General features: G+C 66.2%; 16 protein-coding genes. 5 read left to right on the forward strand and 11 right to left on the reverse strand.

Annotated features, from left to right (window positions below; all coding sequences use genetic code 11):
• Nucleotides 1–318 precede the first annotated feature (318 nt).
• The 7 genes from XH93_RS07555 to XH93_RS07585 form a co-directional block, all read right to left on the reverse strand.
• The gene (locus XH93_RS07555) at nt 319–1,272 is read right to left on the reverse strand and encodes a ribose-phosphate pyrophosphokinase (RefSeq protein ID WP_172626691.1); all 954 of its coding nucleotides are present in this window, start codon (nt 1,270–1,272) and stop codon (nt 319–321) included.
• 179 nt (nt 1,273–1,451) lie between these two features.
• Nucleotides 1,452–2,066 (reverse strand): hypothetical protein, encoded by a 615-nt coding sequence (locus tag XH93_RS07560; protein WP_194473022.1) that lies wholly within the window; start codon nt 2,064–2,066, stop codon nt 1,452–1,454.
• A 265-nt stretch (nt 2,067–2,331) separates the two neighbouring features.
• Nucleotides 2,332–3,099, reverse strand: coding sequence for a peptidoglycan editing factor PgeF (gene pgeF / locus XH93_RS07565; RefSeq protein ID WP_194473023.1), 768 nt, complete (start codon nt 3,097–3,099; stop codon nt 2,332–2,334).
• 2 nt (nt 3,100–3,101) lie between these two features.
• On the reverse strand, nt 3,102–4,157 hold the full coding sequence (locus XH93_RS07570; RefSeq protein WP_194475025.1) for a class I SAM-dependent methyltransferase: 1,056 nt from the start codon (nt 4,155–4,157) through the stop codon (nt 3,102–3,104).
• 56 nt (nt 4,158–4,213) lie between these two features.
• Nucleotides 4,214–5,080: a prolipoprotein diacylglyceryl transferase gene (gene lgt, locus XH93_RS07575; protein ID WP_139859222.1), complete on the reverse strand. Its 867-nt coding sequence runs from the start codon at nt 5,078–5,080 to the stop codon at nt 4,214–4,216.
• Between the two features lie 5 nt (nt 5,081–5,085).
• Complete coding sequence (locus XH93_RS07580) at nt 5,086–5,526, reverse strand: GNAT family N-acetyltransferase (RefSeq protein WP_246799504.1); 441 nt, start codon at nt 5,524–5,526, stop codon at nt 5,086–5,088.
• Between the two features lie 59 nt (nt 5,527–5,585).
• Nucleotides 5,586–6,317, reverse strand: coding sequence for a dienelactone hydrolase family protein (locus XH93_RS07585; protein ID WP_194473025.1), 732 nt, complete (start codon nt 6,315–6,317; stop codon nt 5,586–5,588).
• Between the two features lie 178 nt (nt 6,318–6,495).
• Here XH93_RS07585 and XH93_RS07590 point away from each other — a divergent pair, with 178 nt between their 5' ends.
• The 4 genes from XH93_RS07590 to ychF all read left to right on the forward strand — a co-directional run bounded on the left by XH93_RS07590 (nt 6,496) and on the right by ychF (nt 9,648).
• On the forward strand, nt 6,496–6,765 hold the full coding sequence (locus tag XH93_RS07590) for an accessory factor UbiK family protein (RefSeq protein WP_139480907.1): 270 nt from the start codon (nt 6,496–6,498) through the stop codon (nt 6,763–6,765).
• Between the two features lie 270 nt (nt 6,766–7,035).
• The gene (locus XH93_RS07595; protein ID WP_194473026.1) at nt 7,036–7,761 is read left to right on the forward strand and encodes a 50S ribosomal protein L25/general stress protein Ctc; all 726 of its coding nucleotides are present in this window, start codon (nt 7,036–7,038) and stop codon (nt 7,759–7,761) included.
• 55 nt (nt 7,762–7,816) lie between these two features.
• Nucleotides 7,817–8,428: an aminoacyl-tRNA hydrolase gene (gene pth, locus XH93_RS07600; RefSeq protein ID WP_194473027.1), complete on the forward strand. Its 612-nt coding sequence runs from the start codon at nt 7,817–7,819 to the stop codon at nt 8,426–8,428.
• Nucleotides 8,429–8,550: 122 nt separating this feature from the next.
• Entirely contained in the window at nt 8,551–9,648 is a 1,098-nt protein-coding gene (gene ychF, locus XH93_RS07605) for a redox-regulated ATPase YchF (protein ID WP_194473028.1), read from the forward strand.
• A gap of 294 nt (nt 9,649–9,942) precedes the next feature.
• Here ychF and XH93_RS07610 read toward each other — a convergent pair whose 3' ends face one another.
• A complete protein-coding gene (locus XH93_RS07610) occupies nt 9,943–10,218 on the reverse strand; it encodes a metal-sensitive transcriptional regulator (RefSeq protein ID WP_139859315.1) in 276 nt (91 codons plus the stop codon).
• Nucleotides 10,219–10,285: 67 nt separating this feature from the next.
• Here XH93_RS07610 and XH93_RS07615 point away from each other — a divergent pair, with 67 nt between their 5' ends.
• A complete protein-coding gene (locus XH93_RS07615; RefSeq protein WP_194473029.1) occupies nt 10,286–12,736 on the forward strand; it encodes a heavy metal translocating P-type ATPase in 2,451 nt (816 codons plus the stop codon).
• Nucleotides 12,737–12,924: 188 nt separating this feature from the next.
• Here XH93_RS07615 and XH93_RS07620 read toward each other — a convergent pair whose 3' ends face one another.
• The 3 genes from XH93_RS07620 to trxB all read right to left on the reverse strand — a co-directional run bounded on the left by XH93_RS07620 (nt 12,925) and on the right by trxB (nt 16,262).
• Nucleotides 12,925–13,839: a 4-hydroxy-tetrahydrodipicolinate synthase gene (locus XH93_RS07620; protein ID WP_194473030.1), complete on the reverse strand. Its 915-nt coding sequence runs from the start codon at nt 13,837–13,839 to the stop codon at nt 12,925–12,927.
• 532 nt (nt 13,840–14,371) lie between these two features.
• On the reverse strand, nt 14,372–15,292 hold the full coding sequence (locus XH93_RS07625) for a LysR family transcriptional regulator (protein WP_172626690.1): 921 nt from the start codon (nt 15,290–15,292) through the stop codon (nt 14,372–14,374).
• Between the two features lie 4 nt (nt 15,293–15,296).
• On the reverse strand, nt 15,297–16,262 hold the full coding sequence (trxB, locus tag XH93_RS07630; RefSeq protein WP_139480897.1) for a thioredoxin-disulfide reductase: 966 nt from the start codon (nt 16,260–16,262) through the stop codon (nt 15,297–15,299).
• Nucleotides 16,263–16,362: the final 100 nt, after the last annotated feature.

The raw sequence follows: 16,362 nt of genomic DNA on the forward strand, positions 1-16,362 counted from the left end.
GCGCCGACTGGACCACCCGCACGCGCGGGTGATGACATCGAGTTGGTCGATTAACAGTTGAAGCAGACCAACCCGTCATCCTGAGGCGCTCGCTCTGCGGCGCACTTGCGCCGCAGCGCGAGCCTCGAAGGATGAATCGGCCACAGACGGGGCCGTCGATCCTTCGAGGCTCGCAAGAGCTCGCACCTCAGGATGACGGATCCGACGGTGGCGCCACACGCTCACTGTCGTTGCGAAGGCCGGGCTACAGCGTGCGCTGCAATGGAGTGCGGTGGTTATGGTCCCGGCTTTCCGCCGGGACGACGGCTAATACCGAACTTAATCGAACAGGCTCGACACCGACTCTTCCGCCGCGGTGCGGCCGATCGCCTCCGCGATCAGGCCGGCGATCGAGATGGTGCGGATGTTCGGCGACTTGTTGACCGCCTCGGTCGGCAGGATCGAGTCGGTGATGACCAGCTCCTTCAGCCGCGACGAGGCGATGCGCGCGGCGGCGCCGCCGGACAGCACGCCGTGGGTGATGTAGGCCGAGACCTCCTTGGCGCCGTGCGCGATCAGCGCCTCAGCCGCGTTCACCAGCGTGCCGCCGGAGTCCACGATGTCGTCGACCAGGATGCAATTGTAGCCGGCGACGTCGCCGATCACGTTCATCACCTCGGACTCACCGGGGCGCTCGCGGCGCTTGTCGACGATCGCGAGCGGGGTGTTGATGCGCTTGGCGAGGCCGCGCGCCCGCGCCACGCCGCCGACGTCGGGCGACACCACCATCACCTTGGCGAGGTCGAACTTTTCCCTGATGTCGCGCACCATCAGCGGCGCCGCGAACAGATTGTCGGTCGGGATGTCGAAGAAGCCCTGGATCTGGCCGGCATGCAGGTCGAGCGTCATGACACGGTCGACGCCAGCGCGCGAGATCAGGTTGGCGACGAGCTTGGCCGAGATCGGCGTGCGCGAACCGGATTTCCGGTCCTGGCGGGCATAGCCGAAATACGGCACCACCGCGGTGATGCGGCGCGCCGAGGCGCGGCGCAGCGCGTCGGTGATGATCAGCAGCTCCATCAGATTGTCGTTCGCCGGATACGACGTCGACTGCAGGATGAACATGTCCGAGCCGCGGATGTTCTCCTGGATCTCGACGAAGATCTCCATGTCGGCGAACCGCCGGACCACGGCCTTGGTCAGTTCGAGGCCAAGCCCCTTGGCGATGTCCTGCGCCAGCGCAGGATTGGAGTTGCCGGCGACGAGCTTGATTGATCCGTTCTTTGCCGACATCGATGCTTCCCCCCGCGCCTTGCTGGATACGACGTGCAGCATCTCAAGTCCTTACAGAACCGGCGGGTTTTCGGTGCGCGAGGGAATATCAGGATGGCGCCTCGGCTGGCAACCCATTAGCCCGGCTCAGCCAGCGTTTTCTTGGGCAAAAATACCCCTTCTCCGGGGTATCGCGGGGTTTAGTTAGCGGAATATCCGAGCGCGACGGTCTCGGCCGCGGCCGGCGGTGGGGCGTTGGCGACCGCGGGGCCGCGCAGCTCCGGGGCCGGGCCGGGCGCAGGGCTCGCCGCGCCGCCATTGATCATGCTGGAGAGGCCGCTGAGGCCGGCCTGGGCGATCTTGCGCAAGACCAGATCGTCGGCGGCGGCCCAGGCGTCGCGGCCGGCCTTGCCGGCGGGCTCCTCGCCGGAGAGGCGGAGCGCGCGCTGCTGGTTATTGTCGTAGACGTCCCACACCCACGCGATCACGGTGCGGCCGCGCACCACCTGCGCCGACAAATAGCTGCGGACGCGAAAAGCGGCGGCGCCTTCGCGCGACACGATCGAGAGACTGCGCAGCTTCGATTCGCTGTCGAGCACGCCGACCATGCGGTCGAACACCTGCGGCGGCGGGCCGTCGATCGATTCGAACGTAACAGTCGCGCCGCTCGCCGGTGTTGCCATCGCATAGGAATCGGCCGCACCGCCGCCGGCGGCGCAGCCGCCGAGCGTGCCGCCGATCGCAAGCCAAGTGGCGGCGATCGCGACGCGCACGATCGTCCCGGTTCGAGACTGGCTGTTTGACGCTTCCCTCATTGCGTCCTGCGATATCGTTAAAACCGCTTAACGTCTAGGGCAGCGAGGGCACAGCGCCGTGAGCGAAACCGCCCGCAAAGGGGATGGATGGCAGGCTCGCCTGAAGAAACCACGGCAAAACAAGAATCTACGGCCTGATTCTGGGCCGACCAGAGCCAGGCCGCCGCATCGGATTTCTGTGTTCAATCGGCCAAATGATGCCGCATTGCGTCGGTGATCCAGCTCCATTCCCGGTTCGGACTGGCGTCCGGCGATGACGCCGCGATCAGCCTTCCAGCGCGATCGCGTGAACGTGGCGGCCGTAGTCGGCTTCCTTGCGATGCACCGAGCGGCGATAGCTGAAGCAGCGCTGGTCGGCATAGGTGTCGATGCCGAGATCGTCGATCATCAGCACGCCGGCATTTTCCAGCCGCATCCGGATGAAGCCGGCGAGATCGAACATCGCATGGCCGTCGCGTTCGCCGGGGATGAAGAACATGCCGTTCTCGGCATCGGCATCGATGAAGCGCGCGACGAACTCGTTGCCGACCTCGTAGGACTCCTGGCGGATCATCGGGCCGATCGCGGCGACGATGCCGCTGCGGTCGGCGCCGAGCTTCTCCATCGCGGCGATGGTCGATTCCAGAATGCCGGTCAGCGCGCCCTTCCAGCCGGCATGCGCCGCGCCGATCACGCGCGCATTGGGATCGACCAGCAGGATCGGGCCGCAGTCGGCGGTGGTCACCGAGATCGCGAGGCCCTCGGTTCGCGTCACCAGCGCGTCGGCCTTGGGACGCGGGGCGCCGTTCCACGGCGCGGTGACGACAGCGACGTCGGGCGAATGCACCTGATGCACGCTGATCAGCTGCGCGAGCGGCACGCCGAGCTGCTCGGCCATCCGCCGCCGGTTCTCGGTGACCTTGGCCGGATCGTCGTTGGAGCCGAGGCCGCCATTGAGGCTGGCGTAGACCCCGTCGGAGACGCCGCCCTCGCGCGAAAAGAACGCGTGGCGCAGGCCCGGAATGGCCGACAGCAGCGGAGATCCCAGTGTCATGACTATTCAGCCTCGTCAGGTTGATCGCTGAGGCCAGCGATCGAGGTGAGGCGCGGATCGGAGATCGCCATCGCCTTGAACATCGAGCCCATGCCGCCGCGGCCCGAATCGGTCAGCCGCTTCAGCGCACCGGCAATGTCGGCGGAGACTTCCGGGCTGGCCTTGGCCATCAGGCCGGCGGCGCGGGCCTCGACGCCGAGGCGCTTGAGGAAGTCGCCCTGCGTCACCGGCCCGTGCACGTTGGCGCCGACATCCTCGGCGGCCCGCGCCAGCGCCTGGAAATCGACATGGGCGGTGATGTCGGCCTCGCCCGGGTTCTTCAGCGGGTCGGCGAAGCTGTGGCGCGCGATCGCCTGGAAGGTGTCGCCGGCGTCGCTGCGCAGATGCCCGTAGTCGATGATCAGCGCGGCGCCGTCCTGGTCGCGCACCCGCGTCGCAAGCTTCATGATCTCGGTGTCGGGCCGCCATTCGAAGATCGCGCCCATCGGCGCCGCGCGCACCAGCGGCGGCAGCAGCACCTCGAAGTTCGGCACCGGGTCGGGGGTGGCGGCGAAGTAGAGCCGGCCATTGGCATCGATCCCGACGGTGCGCTCGTGCCAGCCGGTCTCGCGCCGGACCATCTGGTGGATCGGCAGCACGTCGAAATATTCGTTGGCGAGAATGACCGCGGGTCCCTCCGGCACCTCGTCGATGCTTTCGTGCCAGGTGATGTTGCGCACCCCCGCCAGTGTCGCGCTCTGTTTTTCGCGCAGCACCGGGTTGACCTCGACGAGGTGGATGCTGAGCGACTGGTACAGCGGCGGCAGCACGCGGAGCGCGCGCAGCGCATCGGCCATCATGGTGCCGCGGCCGGGCCCGAGCTCGATCAGGCGCAGCGTCGCGGGCGAGCCGATCGCGCGCCAGATCGAGGCGCTCCACAGCCCGAGCAGTTCGCCGAACATCTGGCTGACTTCCGGCGCGGTGGTGAAATCGCCGTCGCGGCCCAGCGGATCACGCGACAGATAGTAGCCGTACTGCGGATGCATCAGGCACAATTCCATGTAGCGCCAGACCGGCATCGGCCCGGACAGCTTGATCAGCTTCCTGATCTCGTCCAGCAGAGGAGAGGGGTCGCTCACGGCTGTCCTTGAACTGAGCTTGAAACGGAGTCGGGCGCCGGCCCGTTCGCCTTGCGGCGGACGGCGGCCACGATGATGATAGCGCCGACAATAATCATTGGCACCGACAGCAACATACCCATGGTTAACCCGCCCCACAGGAATCCGAGCTGCGGGTCGGGCTCTCTGAAATGCTCGCCGATGATTCGGGCAATGCCGTAGATCGCGATGAAGCTGCCGAGGATCAGGCCGGGCCGCCGCAAGGCCCCCATCCGGATCATGATGGCGAGGATGGCAAACAGCACGATGCCCTCCAGCCCCGCCTCATAGAGCTGGCTCGGATGCCGCGGCAGCGGCCCGCCATTGGGAAAGATCATGGCCCAGGGCAGGCTGGCCTCGGCCGGGCGGCCCCACAACTCGCTGTTGATGAAATTGGCGAGGCGGCCGAGGAACAGCCCGATCGGCGCCACCGCGGTGGTGATGTCGCCGAGCGACAGGATCGAGATGTTGTTGCGGCGGGCAAACCACATCACGGCGGCGACGCAGCCTAGGAAGCCGCCGTGGAACGACATGCCGCCCTTCCACAATTCGAGGATTTCCGCCGGGTGCTCGATGAAGAACGGCAGATTGTAGAACAGCACATAGCCGGTGCGGCCGCCGACGATGATGCCGATGGTGACCCAGAGGATGAAGTCGTCGAGCTGCGGCAGCGTGATCGGCGCTGGTCCGCCCCACAGCCGCTCCTTCTTGATCAGCGAGCGGGCGTAGATCCAGCCGAGCACGATGCCGACGATGTAGGCCAGCGCATACCAGCGGATCACGATCGGCCCGAGCGAGACCGCGACGGGGTTGAACACCGGAAAGTCGATCAGCAGGAACGGCATCGGGATCAGAGCGCTTTCGTATAGACGGCGTAGGGCACGCCATGGATCGGCGGAGCATCGTGGCGCTTGCCAAAACCCATCTTCAGATACATCGGCAGTGCGACCGTCATGATGGGGCTCGTGTGCAGCGCGATCACCGGACTTAGGTCGCGCTGTGCTCGCGCAATGCATTCCGAGGTCAACGCATGCCCGAGTCCCTTGCCCCTGTCGACGGGGTCGACGACCAGCATGCGGATGATCGGCCACTCCTGGTCGAAGAACGCGGCTTTTTTAATGCCGGGACCGAAGTAGGCGACCGCGCCCGCCACCCGGTCGCCGATCTCGGCGACGATGATCTCGCCGCTGGAACTGAGCTCGGAGGTTTTTGCCAGGCCGGCGCGCATCGCCGGCCAGTCGCTGTACTGCTCGCGGAATTGGTCGAAGGCGGCGAGCGCGAGCCGGTTCACTGCGCCGGCGTCGGACGTCCGGTAGTCCCGGATGCGCGCGCGCTCCGTCATCTCTGTGCTTAGACCAGGTTGCGGCGATAGAGCGCCAGCAGCCGCTCCCAGTGCCGTTCGGCGGCGTCGCGGTCGTAGACCGGGCGCTTGGGGAAGGCAAAACCGTGATGCGTGCCGGGATAGACCTCGACCTCGTTGCTCGATCCCTTCATGCCGTCCTTGACCTTCTCGATGATCTCGGCCGGCGCGTAGATGTCGGTCTCGGCGCAGGCGAAATAGAGCTCGGCCTTGGTCTTGGCTGCGGCGAGATGCGGGCTGTCGGGCTGGTCGGTCGCCAGATGGGTGCCGTAGACCGAGGCGGCGGCCTTGACCCGATCGGGGAAATGCGTCGCCGCGTTCACTGCATAGCGGCCGCTCATGCAGTAGCCGACGGTGCCGATGATTTTGGTGTTCGCTGCCTTCTGGGTCTCGGCATAGGCGAGCAGGCCCTTGGTGTCTTCCATCACCAGCGGGATGTTGAGCGAGCTCATCAGCGCGAACATCCGCTTGCGCTCCGGCGATTCCGGATCGGGATTGATCGGGCCGAGCTCCATCACGCCGGCGCGGTAGTACATGTTGGGCAGCATCACGTAGTAGCCCGAGGTGCCGAGCCGCCGCGCCATGTCGCGCAGCTCCTCGCGGATCGCCGGCGCATCCATGTAGAAGATGACGACGGGAAACGGGCCGCCGCGCTCGGGATGGGTGATGAAGGTGGTGGTCTTGCCGTCCTTGGTCTCGATCTCGACGGTGTGCTCGATCATGGCGTTTCTGCTCGCGTTGAGAGGTGCGATTTCTGTTGTGGGTTCAATACGATTGCAAGGAAAGGCTGTTATGACAAGGCGAGCCGGGTGGGGCCTGCCATTCGCGCCGCACTTGAACCTGTCGGCGCGGATCGCCATTGTCCTTGCGCGCCCCTAGTGAATGCGGAGAGCCTGCCAGATGACCCAGACCAGCAACCGGTTTTTCGACGAGATCGGCCGTCTGATGAACGACGCCGCGGGCGCCGCCCAGGGCGTCAAGCGCGAGGTCGATCAGGTTATGCGCAACCAGGCCGAACGCATCCTGCGCGAGCTCGACGTGGTCAAGCGCGAGGAGTTCGACGCGGTCAAGGACATGGCCCGCCTGGCGCGCGAGGAGAACGAGACGCTGAAGGCGCGGATCTCGGCGCTGGAGGCCAAGCTCGGCATCGCCCCGGGAACGCCGGGCTGACGCAGTCCCCGTAGCCCGGATGAGCGAAGCGACATCCGGGATTGGTCCCGCGGAGGCACTGGTCCCGGATATCGCTTCGCTCATCCGGGCTACGCGGCCCCCTCCAGGGGAGGGTGAGCAAGAAAATTTCCTTCATTTCCTTGTCATTTCGCCCCTTTGGGGCTAAAAGCCCGCCACGTCCGCGGCCCCCGCACCCCTGGAGGCTTGCTGTGGACTTGAGCATGGGCCGCTTTGCGGCCTTTAACTTTTCAAATACAAGGACTTAACGCTATGGCGACCGTCAAGGAATTGAAGGCGACCGCGCGTCCGAAGAGCGGCAAGGGGGCCGCCCGGGCAGAGCGTCGCGCCGGGAGAGTTCCCGGAGTGATCTACGGCAACAACCAGCCCCCGGTGACCATCTCGGTCGACGACCGCGAACTGCGCCAGCGCATCCTGGCCGGCCGGTTCCTGACCACGATTTATGAGATCGATCTCGAGGGCAAGAAGCACCGCGTGATTCCGCGCGACTTCCACCTCGATCCGGTGAAGGATTTCCCGCTCCACGTCGACTTCATGCGGCTCGGCGAAGGCGCCACCATCCGCGTCAGCGTTCCGCTGCACATCGTGAACGCGGAAACCGCCCCGGGCGTCAAGCGTGGCGGCACCGTCAACATCGTGACTCACACACTCGATCTCGAGTGCTCCGTCGACAACATTCCACAATACATCGAGGCCGACGTCGGCGCGCTCGAGATCAGCTATTCGCTGCATCTGTCCGACGTCAAGCTGCCCACGGGCGTGAAGTCGCTGACCCGTGAGGACGCCACGCTGGTCACCATCGTGCCGCCGTCCGGCTACGCCGAAGAGCAGAGGGCCGCGGCTGCGGCGGCTGCTGGCGGCGCGGCTGCGCCGGCCGCGGGTGCTGCGGCTCCGGCTGCTGCGGCGGCTCCGGCTGCGGGTGCTGCGGCTCCGGCCGCGGCGGCCAAGGCGCCTGCCGGCGGCGACAAGAAGAAGTAAGGGGGCAGGTCGGCGCGCGATCGCTTGATCACGCGCCGGCACGGGATGCCGCGCCATGCGCCTCTTTGTCGGTCTCGGTAATCCCGGCGCCAGATACGCCAGCAACCGCCACAATATCGGGTTTCTGGCGGTTGACGAGATTGCGCGGCGTCATGGTTTCGCACCATGGCGCCGTCGCTTTCAGGGCGAGACCTCCGAAGGCGTGCTCGACCATGAGAAGGTCGTGCTGCTGAAGCCGACCACCTACATGAACGAATCCGGCCGCGCGGTGCAGGAGGCGGCGAACTTCTTCAAGCTCGCGCCCGCCGACATCACCGTGTTCCAGGACGAGCTCGAACTGCCGCCGGGCAAGGTGCGCGTCAAGATCGGCGGCGGCATCGCCGGCCATAACGGGCTGCGCTCGATCTCGGCGCATATCGGCAATGAGTATCGAAGGGTGAGGCTCGGGATCGGTCATCCCGGCGTCAAGGAGCTCGTGCACAGCCATGTGCTGTCGGACTTCGCCAAGAGCGACCGGGCGTGGGTGGAGGCCCTGTGCGAGGCCATCGCCGACAATGCCGGCCTGCTGGCGAAGGGGCACGACGCATCGTTCGCCAACAAGGTGCATCTGACGATGCAGGCCAAGGGATTTTTCGACAAGGGTGAGAACGGCGGCGAGCCGGCCTGATCCCCTTGTCGTCATGCCCGGCCTTGTGCCGGGCATCCACGTCTTTGGTGCCGCATGCATCGCAAGACGTGGATGGCCGGGACAAGCCCGGCCATGACGAAGCAGACAATGTTGAGGATGACATGGGATTCAAATGCGGGATCGTCGGGCTGCCTAACGTCGGCAAGTCGACGCTATTCAATGCGCTGACCGAGACGGCGGCGGCGCAGGCGGCGAACTATCCGTTCTGCACCATCGAGCCGAATGTCGGCGAGGTGGCGGTGCCGGATCCGCGGCTGGAGAAGCTCGCCGCGGTCGCGAAGTCGGGGCAGATCATCCCGACCCGGCTGACCTTCGTCGATATCGCGGGCCTGGTCCGCGGCGCCTCGCAGGGCGAAGGCCTCGGCAACCAGTTCCTCGCCAACATCCGCGAGACCGACGCCATCGCCCATGTGGTGCGCTGCTTCGAGGACTCCGACATCACCCATGTCGAAGGCAAGATCGCGCCGATCGCCGACATCGAGACCATCGAGACCGAGCTGATGCTCGCCGACCTCGACAGCCTGGAAAAGCGCGTCGACAACCTCACCAAGAAGGCCAAGGGCAACGACAAGGAAGCCAGGGAGCAGCTCGAGCTGGTCAACCGGGCGCTGGTGCTGCTGCGCGACGGCAAGCCGGCCCGCGGGCTGGAGCGCAAGCCGGAAGAGGAGCGCGCGTTCCGCATGCTCGGGCTGTTGACCTCCAAGCCCGTGCTCTATGTCTGCAACGTCGAGGAGGCCTCGGCCAAGGACGGCAACAATTTCTCGAACGCCGTGTTCGAGCGCGCCAAACAGGAGGGCGCGGTCGCGGTGGTGATTTCGGCCAAGATCGAATCCGAGATCGCGACGCTGTCGCGTGCCGAGCGCGCCGACTTCCTGGAGACGCTGGGTCTCGAAGAGGCCGGGCTCGATCGCCTGATCCGCGCCGGCTACCAGCTGCTCGACCTCATCACCTATTTCACCGTCGGCCCGAAGGAGGCCCGCGCCTGGACTATCGATCGCGGCACCAAGGCGCCCGCCGCGGCCGGCGTGATCCACACCGATTTCGAGAAGGGCTTTATTCGCGCCGAGACCATCGCCTATGACGACTACATCGCCGGCAACGGCGAAGCCGGCGCGCGCGATGCCGGCAAGCTGCGGCTCGAAGGCAAGGACTACGTCGTCGCCGACGGCGACGTGATGCATTTCCGCTTCAATACGTAATTGCAGGCTGTTTCGGCTAACTCATATTCGTAGCCCGGATGCAGCGAAGCGAAATCCGGGAAAGTCTTGCCGCGGTGAGGCTTCCCCGGATTGCGCTGCGCTCCATCCGGGCTACGGGCTTCTCCCCTTGTGGGAGAAGGTGGCGCGAAGCGCCGGATGAGGGGTATGCCTCCGCGGACTCAGGACGTGGGAGTATGCGGAGAGATACCCCTCACCGATCGCATCTGCGATGCGATCCGACCTCTCCCACAAGGGGAGAGGTGAACTTCCGCTGCTGCTTTCACCTTCTCGCCTTCACCTGTCCGCGCGGCCGATCACGTCCATCAGCTCGGTGATCTTGCGTCGCTGGTCGGCCTTGTCGCCGGAGGCGATCGCGTGCTCGACGCAATGCGCGACGTGGTCGCGCAGCACCTCTTCCTCGACACGGCGCAGCGCCGCGCGCGCCGCGGCGATCTGCGTCACCACGTCGATGCAATAGCGGTCGTCCTCGACCATGCCGGCCAATCCGCGGATCTGACCTTCGATCCGTTTGAGCCGTTTTAAACAGGATGCCTTGATCTCTTCCCTCATAAGGCTCATATACCCCCCTAGGGTATCTAAATCAAGAGGCCGGGATGCCGGCCGGGAAGAGTTTCCGTTGGCACACGCCGAGCATGACCATTCGCACGCCCATCACCACGATCACGGCGCCGCGCACGCCTGTTGCGGCGGCAAGCACGATCACGGCGCGGCACCGCCCGAGACGGCGTTCGCGATCGATCCGGTCTGCGGCATGAAGGTCAATCCGGCGACTGCGAAGCATCGCTTCAGCTACAAGGGCGAGGAGTATCTGTTCTGCAGCGGCCGCTGCCGCGAGCGCTTTGAAGCCGAGCCGGAAAAATTCCTGAAGCCTCGCGAGGCGGAGCCGCCGGCGCCAGCCGGCACCATCTACACCTGCCCGATGCATCCGGAGGTGCGCCAGGTCGGCCCCGGCAGCTGTCCGATCTGCGGCATGGCGCTGGAGCCCGAGCAGGTCTCGCTCGACGACGGGCCCGATCCCGAACTGATCGACATGACGCGGCGGTTCTGGATTGGCCTCGCGCTCACGCTGCCGGTGTTCGTGCTCGAGATGGGCAGCCATCTCGGGCTGATGCATCTGGTGCCGCAGACCTGGTCGAACTGGATCTCGCTGGTGCTGGCGACGCCGGTGGTGCTGTGGGCCGGCGCGCCGTTCTTCGTCCGCGGCTGGCAGTCGCTAGGGCTTGATCCCGAAAAGTGGCTTTCCGGTTTTCGGACCAGATCAAGCCCCACTGAAAAGCGCACGCGCAATCTCAACATGTTCACGCTGATCGCGATGGGCACCGGCGTCGCCTATGTCTACAGCGTCGTCGCCACGCTGGCGCCAGATCTGTTCCCGCCGACCTTCCGCGACATGCATGGCGCGGTCGCGGTGTACTTCGAGGCGGCCGCCGTCATCACGGTGCTGGTGCTGCTCGGCCAGGTGCTGGAACTGCGCGCCCGCGCGCAAACCTCAGGCGCGATCCGCGCGCTGCTCGGCCTCGCGCCGAAGACGGCACGGCGCATCACCGAGCACGGCGACGAGGACATCGCGATCGACGCGATCAAGGTCGGCGATCGCCTGCGCGTGCGTCCCGGCGAGAAGATCCCGGTCGACGGCATCGTGATCGAGGGCAGCGCCGTGATCGACGAATCCATGGTCACGGGTGAATCGATGCCGGTCAGCAAGGCCGAGGGCAATGGCGTGATCGGCGGCACCGTGAACCAGAGCGGCGGTCTCGTGATGCGCGCCGAGAAGATCGGGCGCGACACCATGCTGTCGCGGATCGTCGACATGGTGGCGAAGGCGCAGCGCTCGCGGGCGCCGATCCAGCGGCTTGCCGACCGCGTCGCCGGCTGGTTCGTGCCGGCGGTGATCGCCGCGGCCGTCGCTGCGTTCGCCGCCTGGGCGATGTTCGGCCCCGAGCCGCGCCTGACCTTTGCGCTGGTCGCCGCAGTGACGGTGCTGATCATCGCCTGCCCCTGCGCGCTCGGACTGGCAACGCCGATGTCGATCATGGTCGGCGTCGGCCGCGGCGCGCATTCCGGCATTTTGATCCGCGACGCGCAGGCGCTGGAACGGATGGAAGCGATCGACACGCTGGTGATCGACAAGACCGGCACGCTGACCGAGGGCAAGCCGAAGGTCGTGCGCATCATCCCTGCTGAGGGCTTTGATGAAGACGGCCTGCTGCGTCTGGCCGCCAGCGTCGAGCAGGGTAGCGAGCATCCGCTGGCGCAGGCCATCCTCGCGGCGGCAAAGCAGCGCGCGCTTGCGGTTGCCACCGTCAGCGATTTTGCCTCGCCCTCCGGCAAAGGCGCGACCGGTACGGTCGACGGCAAGCAAGTTGCGCTGGGCAACGCAGTGCTGATGGGCGAACTGAAGATCGCAACATCGGCGCTGGACGAGGCCGCAGAGGCCGCGCGCCGCGACGGTGCGACCGCGATCTACGTCGCGGCCGATGGCCGGATTGCGGGCGTGATCGCGATCGCCGATCCCGTAAAGCCGTCGGCGGCGAGCGCGCTGCAGGCGCTGCGCGGCGAAGGGCTGCGCGTCGTGATGCTGACCGGCGACAACGAGACCACCGCGCGTGCGGTGGCGCGCACGCTCGGGATCGACGAGGTCGAGGCCGGCGTGCTGCCGGAGCGCAAGAGCGAGGTGGTGCAGCGGCTGCGCGGCGAGGGCCGCACCGTCGCGATGGCCGGCGACGGCGTCAACGACGCGCCGGCGCTGGCAGCCGCCGACGTCGGCATCGCCATGGGCGGCGGCACCGACGTTGCGATCGAGAGCGCCGGCGTCACGCTGTTGACCGGTGATCTCACTGGCCTCGTGCGCGCGCGAAAACTGTCGGTCGCGACCATGCGCAACATTCGCCAGAACCTCGCCTTCGCCTTCGTCTACAACGCCGCCGGCGTGCCGATCGCGGCCGGCGTGCTGTATCCGCTGTTCGGCATTCTGCTCTCGCCGATGCTCGGCGCCGCCGCGATGGCGCTGTCCTCGGTCAGCGTCATCGGCAACGCGCTGCGGCTGGGAAGGGCGAAGCTGGATTGAGTTCTCCTTTGCCTCTCCCCGCCTGCGGGGAGAGGCCGGACCGCATCGCAAGATGCGATCCGGGTGAGGGGGACTCTCCACGAATCCGACTCTGACCATATTTGCGGATGCCGCCCCTCACCCCAACCCTCTCCCCGTAAAGAACGGGGAGAGGGAGCACAGCGCGTAGCGCGGAGAGAGAACAGCCATCACGCCGGCTGCAGCACCGTGGCCCTCCGCTCGATCTCCGCATCGAGCCAGGTCGCGAGATCCTCGCTGACCTCGACCATCGGCAGCCGCACCTCGGGGCTGTCGATCAGGCCCTGCCGCCACAGCCAGTGCTTGGCCGGCGCCGGGCTCGGCTCGGCGAACAGCAGCCGCGTCAGGCCGGCGACGCTGCGCCAGGCCGCCTGCGCGGCATCGCGATTGCCCTGCTGCAGCAGCGTGCGGATCGCGGCGAAGGTCTTGGTCTCCAGATGCGCCGACAACAGGATCGCGCCGTCGGCGCCGTCGGAGAGCGCATCGAAGGTCTGCGCGTCCTCGCCGGTCAGCACGCGGAAGCCGGCGGGCCGCCGGTTGAGGAAGTCGATCGACTGCGCGCGGTCGGCGCAGCAATCCTTCATGCCGACGATGTTTTGATGCGCGGCGAGCGCCAGCAGCGTCTCGTTGGTCAGGTTCACCGCCGTGCGGTAGGGGATGTTGTAGAGCACGATCGGCGCGGCGGCATGATCGGCGAGCGCATTGAAGTGCTGCAGCAGCCCGCGCTGCGAGGGCCGCGTGTAGTAGGGGCTCGCGATCAGATAGCCGCTGATCGGCCAGTCGCAGGTGTCGTCCAGCGTCTCCTTCATGCGTGCGGTGCTGGCGCCCGACAGCCCGAGGCAGATCGGCAGTTGGCGGGAGTTGGCAGTAAGCTCGGCGAGCACCACGCTCACCAGCCCCTCCAGCTCGCCCATGCTGAGCGACATGCCTTCACCGGAGGTTGCACCTAAGATCAGGCCGTCGATCGGCCCGCCGGCGTAGTGTCGCACCAGGCGGCGCAGCGAGGCGACGTCGAGTTCGCCGTCGCGAAACGGCGTGATCAAGGGCAGCCAAAGGCCCTGCAATTGCTGATGTAGTTCGGTCATGTTCCATCTCCTTGGGAAGACAAGCCGGAGACGGGACCAACAAAAAAACCCCGTCCAGGCGGCGGGGTTTCGGGATCGGTCAAATGCGAAGATGATCTTATCGCGCGCGATCTCGTGTCCCCGGGAGGGGAGCTTTTTTCGACGAGAGAGCGGCGCACGAAGTCGTGATCATCCGTTAATCATGCTGCGCCGCGTGGTTGTTGTCAATGCGCGCGCTGACCGCGGCGTGCAGCGTATTCGGCGTGACATCCGGACGAAAAAAAAGCCGGGCTCGAACGAGCCCGGCTTAAGGTATTGGCCACGTGAGGCCGACACAATCACCTTCCAAGAGGGATTACTGAACACCCGCGCCACTGGAGGAGGGGGACATATGCGCGACGCGAACGCTCAGCGTGTAGGCACTATGATCCCCATCGGTGCCATGCAGCAACCATCCAGGTCGCATGTCAGACATGCGGAGACTTGGGGGGCGCTCGCGGCCTCGTGAGGTCGCGCAATTTGTGTATAGCCAATGCCTATAAGCGCCGCTTAATCAGGACGGCCAGCGCTGCGCCTTGCTGACAACGAAGTCGCGGAATACCTGCACGCGCGCGACCGTCTTCAGCTCCTCCGGATAGACGAAGTAGGTGTCGAGCGCGATCGAGTCGGACTCGCCGAACAGCTGCACGAGGTTGTTCTGCTCGACCAGATAATCGGGCAGCGCGGCGATGCCGAGGCCCTGCTGGCAGGCGCGCACCAATCCCAAAATGTTGTTCACCTTGAAATAGGGTTCGCGCGGACCGGAGCCGTTGCGGCCGGCGTCGATCAGCCAGCTGCGGTTCTGCAGATGCGGCGGCACCTGCGCGTCGCCGAGCATGATGATGCGATGCGAGTCGAGATCGTCGAGCGTGCGCGGCGTGCCGAAGCGCTTGATGTATTCCGGCGAGCAGTAGGCGTGGAAGCCGATCGAGAACAGCTTGCGCTGGATCAGGTCGGGCTGGGTCGGCTTGCGGGTGCGGATCGCAACGTCGGCCTCGCGCATCGAGAGATCGAGATCCTCGTCGGTGACGATCAGCGAGATTCGGATGTCGGGATAGAGCGCGGTGAACTCGTCGAGCCGCGGGATCAGCCAGTTGATGCCGAGCGCCGGCGGCGTCGTGATCTTGAGGTCGCCGCTCGGCCGCTCGCGGCTGTCGGTGAGCTTGGCGCGCGCCGCCTGCAACTGCATGAACACGTCATGCGCGGTGCGAAACAGCAGATCGCCCTGCTCGGTGAGGATCAGTCCGCGGGCGTGGCGGTGAAACAGCGAGACCGAGAGCTCCTGCTCCAGCGCACTGACCTGGCGGGAGACCGCCGATTGCGAAAGCCCAAGCTGCTCTCCGGCATGCGTGAAGCTGCCCGCTTCCGCCGCTGCGTGAAAGACCTTCAGCTTGTCCCAGTCCATATCCGTAAATCCGTCGCGAGATCGTGCCATGGGTTTATTCCGCCGCTGCGCGATCGCTCGCGCGTAAAGCCAGGAAGCGTTCCGCCTCGAGCGCTGCCATGCAGCCGAGGCCGGCGGCGGTCACCGCCTGCCGATAGGTTTCGTCGGCGACGTCGCCGGCGGCGAACAGGCCGGGCACCGAGGTCGCGGTGGAGTTCGGCGCCACCTCGACATAGCCCGACGGTTTCAGCTTGATCTGGCCTTTGACGAGCTCCGTCGCCGGCGCATGGCCGATCGCGACGAACACGCCGTCGGTCTTGAGCTCGGTCAGCGTGCCGCTCTTGACGTTCCTCAGCCGCACATGGGTGACCTTGTTCGGGTTCTCCGTGCCGCAGATTTCATCGACCACGGAGTCCCAGACCACCTTGATCTTGGGGTGCTTGAACAGCCGCTCCTGCAGGATGCGCTCGGCGCGGAAATGACCGCGGCGATGCACGATGGTGACCTGCGAGGCGTGGTTGGTCAGGTACAGCGCCTCCTCGACCGCGGTGTTGCCGCCGCCGACCACCACCACTTCCTTGTTGCGGTAGAAGAAGCCGTCGCAGGTCGCGCAGGCCGACACGCCGCCGCCCTGGAATTTCGCTTCGGACGGTATCCCGAGCCAGCGCGCCTGGGCGCCGGTGGCGAGCACCACGGTCTCGGCGAGATAGACGTCGCCGCTGTCGCAGGTCAGGCGAAACGGCCGCTGGCCGAGCTCCAGCTTGGTGACCAGGTCGGTCACGATCTTGGTGCCGACATGGGCCGCCTGCTTCTCCATCTGCTCCATCAGCCAGGGGCCCTGGATCACGTCGGCGAAGCCCGGATAGTTCTCGACGTCGGTGGTAATGGTGAGCTGCCCGCCCGCCTGGATGCCCTGGATCAGCACCGGCTCGAGCATCGCGCGCGCCGCGTAGATCGCTGCGGTGTACCCGGCGGGGCCGGAACCGATGATTACGATCTTGGCATGGATAGGCGCGGGCATTTTGCGATCCCTCTGTGTTGGGGACTTTGATGAGGACTTGTGCGGGAAGCGCCCCGGAAACGCGTCGCGGGCGGCGCCAAAAGTGTCAAATCCAAGTCTA

Source organism: Bradyrhizobium sp. CCBAU 51753 (assembly GCF_015291565.1).
GTDB lineage: Bacteria > Pseudomonadota > Alphaproteobacteria > Rhizobiales > Xanthobacteraceae > Bradyrhizobium > Bradyrhizobium ivorense.